Origin of the sequence: Micromonospora sp. NBS 11-29, from assembly GCF_002140155.1 — a bacterium.
Taxonomy (GTDB): Bacteria; Actinomycetota; Actinomycetes; order Mycobacteriales; family Micromonosporaceae; genus Micromonospora.
Map to the genome: position 1 here is coordinate 11,220 of NZ_NAPR01000014.1, position 5,241 is coordinate 16,460.

A 5,241-nucleotide genomic window follows, 5' to 3' on the forward strand; every position below is an offset into this window, starting at 1 on the left:
CACCCGGTCCAACCACGACTCGTCATCCCCGGTCAACACCGACACGAGATCCACATCCAGATACGGGGCGAGCGCAGACCGACACTCGGCGAGAGCCGCGTCGAACACCGGCGCACGACCCACCAGACCGGCCGCCATCCGCACCGACTGCGCACCCTGACCCGGGAACACGAACACCGGACCGGCGGACTCGACCGCCGTACCGGTGACCAGGTGCGGTGACGGTGCGCCGGCGGCCAGGGCGTCGAGGCCGGACAGCAACTCCTCGACCGAGGAGCCGACCACGGCGGCCCGCGTGTCGAACGCCGACCGGGTGGTGGCCAGCGAGCGGCCCAGCGCGGCCGGGTCCAGGTCGTCCCGCGACCGGACGTGGTCGGCGAGGCGGGCGGCCTGCCCGGCGAGGGCGGTACGCGAGCGCGCGGAGACCGGCCACACCGTGACGGCGGCGTCCAGCAACCCGGTGCCGGTGGTGGTCGGGGCGGGCGGCTCGTCGCCCTGCTCCACGATGACGTGCGCGTTGGTGCCGGAGATGCCGAACGACGACACGGCGGCCCGACGCGGGCGTTCCACCGCCGGCCAGGGGCACGCCTCGGTGACCAGCTCGACCGCGCCGGCGTCCCAGTCGATGTGCGGGGACGGCTCGTCGACGTGCAGCGTGCGGGGCACGGTGCCGTGCCGCATGGCCTGCACCATCTTGATCACACCGGCGACACCGGCGGCGGCCTGCGCATGGCCGATGTTGGACTTGATCGAGCCGAGCAGCAGCGGCCGGCCGGCGGGCCGGTCCTGCCCGTACGTGGCCAGCAGCGCCTGCGCCTCGATCGGGTCGCCGAGCNGACCACGTCCACGTCGGCCGGGCCGAGCTTGGCGGCGGCCAGGGCCGCCCGGATGACCCGCTGCTGCGACGGGCCGTTCGGGGCGGTGAGCCCGTTGGACGCGCCGTCGGAGTTGACCGCGCTGCCGCGCACCACGGCGAGGACGTGGCGGCCCTGCCGGCGGGCGTCGGAGAGGCGCTGCACGAGCAGCAGGCCGACGCCCTCGGACCAGCCGGTGCCGTCGGCGGCGGCGGCGAACGACTTGCACNAGGCCGCGCTGCCGGGAGAACTCCACGAACGCCGTGGGCGTGGCCATCACGATGACGCCGCCGGCCAGCGCCATGTCGCACTCGCCCCGGCGCAGCGCCTGCCCGGCCCAGTGCAACGCGACGAGCGAGGAGGAGCAGGCGGTGTCGAGGGAGACCGCCGGCCCTTCCAGGCCGTACGTGTAGGCGACCCGGCCGGAGATGACGCTGCTGGTCATGCCGGTGAGCGCGTAGCCGGAGGTCTCCTCCGGGGCGAACGCGAGCAGCGAGCCGTAGTCCTGGCCGCTGGTGCCGACGAACACGCCGGTGCTGCTGCCGCGCAGCGCGGTGGGGTCGAGGCCGGCGGACTCGAACGTCTCCCAGGTGGTTTCCAGCAGCAGCCGCTGCTGCGGGTCCATGGCCAGGGCCTCGCGCGGGCTGATGCCGAAGAAGCCGGGGTCGAAGCGGTCGACGTCGGCGAGGAACCCGCCGCCTCGGGCGTAGAACGTGCCGGCGGCGTCCGGGTCGGGGCTGTAGAGCGTGTCCAGGTCCCAGCCCCGGTCGCCGGGCAGGTCGGTGATCGCGTCGACGCCGTCGGCGACGAGCCGCCACAGGTCGTCGGGGTTGGCCACCCCGCCGGGCAGCCGGCAGGCCATGCCGATGATGGCCAGCGGCTCCCNGACCGCCGGGCGGGTCGGCACCGGGGTGCCGGCGATCTCGGTGTCCAGGTGGGCGGCGAGGTCGTGCGGGCTCGGGTGGTCGAAGACGAGCGTGGCGGGCAGCCGCAGGCCGAACGCGTTGCCGAGCCGGTTGCGCATCTCGACGGCGGTGAGCGAGTCGAAGCCGAGGTCGCTGAACGCGCGGCGCGGGTCGACGGCGGCCGGGTCCGGGTAGCCGAGCACGGCGGCGGCCTGGCCGCGGACGATCTCCACCAGCGCGGCCCGCCGCTCGGCGTCGCCGAGCGCGGCGAGCTGCTGCACCAGGGACGCCCCGGTGGTGGGCGCGGCGGCGGCGCCCCGGCCGGCGCGGATCAGCGTCCGGTACAGCGGCGGGACGGCGCCGGCGAACTGGGTCCGCATGGCGGCCAGGTCGAGGTGAGCGGGCACCAGCGCGGCGGCCGGGACGCGGCAGGCGGCGTCGAAGAGCGCGAGCCCCTCCTCCGCCTCCATGGCGGCGACGCCGGAGCGGGAGATCCGGTTGAGGTGGACGTCGTCCAGCTCGGTGGTCATGCCGCTGCGGTCGGCCCAGAGCCCCCAGGCGAGGGTGAGCGCGGCCAGGCCCCGGGCACGGCGGTGGTGGGCGAGCCCGTCGAGGAACGCGTTCGCGGCGGCGTAGTTGCCCTGGCCGGGGCCGCCGGCGGTGGCCGCGAGGGAGGAGTACGAGACGAACGCGGTGAGCCCGAGGTCGGCGGTCAGCTCGTGCAGGTGCCAGGCGGCGTCCACCTTGGGCCGCAGCACGCCGTCGACCCGGTCGGGGGTGAGCGAGGAGATGACGCCGTCGTCGCGTACCCCGGCGGCGTGGACCACGGCGGTGAGCGGGTGCTCGGCGGGGATGTCGGCGAGCAGCGCGACGACCGCGTCGCGGTCGGCGACGTCGCAGGCGGCGACCGTGACGGTCGCGCCGAGCGCGGCCAGTTCGTCGCAGAGTTCCGGAATGCCGGCGGCGTCCCGGCCACGCCGGCTGGTGAGCAGCAGGTGCCGCACGCCGTGGCGGGTCACCAGGTGCCGGCTCATGAGCTGGCCGAGCGTGCCGGTGGCGCCGGTGACCAGCACGGTCCCGTCGGCGTCGAACGACGTGCCGGCCGGCTCGGCGGGCACCGGCACCCGGTTCAGCCGGGCACCGGCGGCGACGCCGCCCCGGATCACGACCTGCGGTTCGTCGGTGTCCAGCGCCGACACCAGCGCGGCGGCGGCACCGGCCGGGTCGTCGACGTCGACGAGCACGAACCGGCCCGGGTTCTCCGACTGGGCGGAGCGCACCAGGCCGATGACGGCGGCGCCGGCCAGGTCGGTGAGGTCGGCGTCCGCGTCGGTGGCGACCGCGCCCCGGGTGAGCACGACCAGCCGGGTGGCGTCGTGGCGGTCGTCGGCGAGGAACCGTTGGAGCACGTCGAGCGCCCGGTGGGTCACCTCGACGACCCAGCGGGGCACGTCGCGCTCGCCACGCGGGTCGAGGAACGACGCGACCAGCACGCCGGGCGCGTCCGCGCCCTCGTCCATCGCGGCGGTCAGGGCCGCGAGATCGGGGTACGCGGTGACGGCGGTCCCGGTGGCGGCGACCGCGTCGGTGAGGCCGGTGTCGGTGTCGAGCACCGCCCAGCCGGCGGTCGACGGCCCGGCGGGCAGCGTGAGCGGCGTCCAGTCGACGCGGTACAGCGACTCGGGTCCGCCGCCGCCGGCGGTGCGGAGCTGGTCGGCGGTGACCGGCCGCAGCACGAGCGAGCCGACCGAGGCGATCGGCGCGCCGGTGACGTCGGCGAGGAGCAGGGCGACGCTGTCCGCGCCGGTGTGCCGGACCCGCACCCGGGCGGCGGCGGCCCCGGCGGCGTGCAGGGCGATGTCGTTCCAGGAGAACGGCAGCCGGCCGTGGCCGGGGGGCAGGCCGGGGCCGGTCGGTTCCCCGGCGGCGCTGGCCAGGCCGAGGGTGTGCAGGGCGGCGTCGAGCAGGGCGGGGTGCACGCCGTACCCGCCGGCCTCGGCGGCCGGGTCCTCGGGCAGCGCCAGGTCGGCGAAGAGGTCATCGCCGCGCCGCCAGGCGGCACGCAACGCGATGAAGGACGGGCCGTAGTCGTAGCCCTGGGCGGCGAGGTGCGCGTACAGCTCACCGGTGGGCACCTCGGTGGCGTCCGGCGGCGGCCAGGCGGCCAGGTCGGCCCAGCCGGGTACGCCGGGTTGCGCCGGGCCGTCGGCGAGGACGCCGCTGGCGTTGCGGGTCCAGCCCCGCTGCTCCCCGTCGGCGGGTTCCCGGTCGGTCCGCTCGTCGTCGGGCGCGGAGTGCAGCGAGACGGACCGGCAGCCGGTGTCGTCGGCCGGGCCGATCCAGAGCTGGATGTCCACGCCGCCGGTCTCGGGGAGGATCAGCGGCGCTTCGAGGGTCAGCTCGCGGACGTGGTCGGCGCCGACGTGCGCGCCGGCCTGGAGGGCGAGTTCGACGAAGCCGGTGCCGGGCAGCAGCACGGTGTCGAAGACGACGTGGTCGGCGATCCACGGGTGGGTCCGGCGGGACAGCCGGCCGGTGAACAGGAAGCCCTCGGCGTGGGCGACGCCGACCGCGGCGCCGAGCAGGGGGTGCCGGGCGGGGCGCAGGCCGACGGCGGTGACGTCGCCGGTCCAGNCGCGTGCAGGTCGGCCAGCGCGCCCAGCAGCGCGGTCGACTCGTCCCGGTCGCGGCGCTGCACGGCGGTGGCGAGCACCGCGTCGTCGTCGGGCAGGATCTCGGCGGTCAGCGCGGTGAGCACGCTCCGCGGGCCGATCTCCAGGAACGTGTCCACCCCGGCGGCCCGCAGGGCGGTGATCCCATCGGCGTAGCGGACCGCCTCGCGGACGTGCCGCACCCAGTAGTCGGCGGTGGTGATCTCGGCCGNGAGCGCGCCGGTCACGTTGGACACGACCGGCAGGGCCGGGGCGGCGAAGCTCAGCCGGTCGAGGACCGTGCGGAACTCGGCCAGCATGGGTTCCATCAGCGGGCTGTGGAACGCGTGACTGACCGTCAACCGGCGGACCCGCACGCCCCGTTCCCGCCAGGCGTGCGCGATGTCATCGAGGGCGTCGACCGGGCCGGACAGCACGGTCGACGTCGGCCCGTTGACCGCCGCGACACCCACGCCCGGGTGCCCGCCGATCGACGCGGCGACGTCGGCCTCGGCGGCGGCCACGGCCAGCATCCCGCCGCCGTCGGGCAGCGCCTGCATCAGCCGGCCCCGCGCCGCCACCAGCGCGGCCGCGTCGGCCAGGGACAGCACCCCGGCCACGTACGCGGCGGTCACCTCACCGATCGAGTGGCCACCCACGAAGTCCGGGGTCACCCCGAACGACTCGACCAGGCGGAACAGCGCCACCTCGACCGCGAACAGGCCGGCCTGCGTGAACTGGGTCTGGTCGAGCAGGTCACCGTCGCCGAACAGCACCGGCTTGAGCGGCTGCGGCAGCAGCGGGTCGAGGTGCGCGCACACCTCGTCGAGG

General features: G+C 76.3%; 3 pseudogenes. All 3 read right to left on the minus strand.

The annotated features are described in order from the left end of the window. Positions 1-3,432, minus strand: a pseudogene (locus B1205_RS31950) (type I polyketide synthase); the annotation flags it as partial. 93 nt (positions 3,433-3,525) lie between these two features. Continuing rightward, positions 3,526-4,365: pseudogene (locus B1205_RS33470) on the minus strand (polyketide synthase dehydratase domain-containing protein); the annotation flags it as partial. Between the two features lie 80 nt (positions 4,366-4,445). Next, positions 4,446-5,231: pseudogene (locus tag B1205_RS33475) on the minus strand (acyltransferase domain-containing protein); the annotation flags it as partial. Positions 5,232-5,241 lie beyond the last annotated feature (10 nt).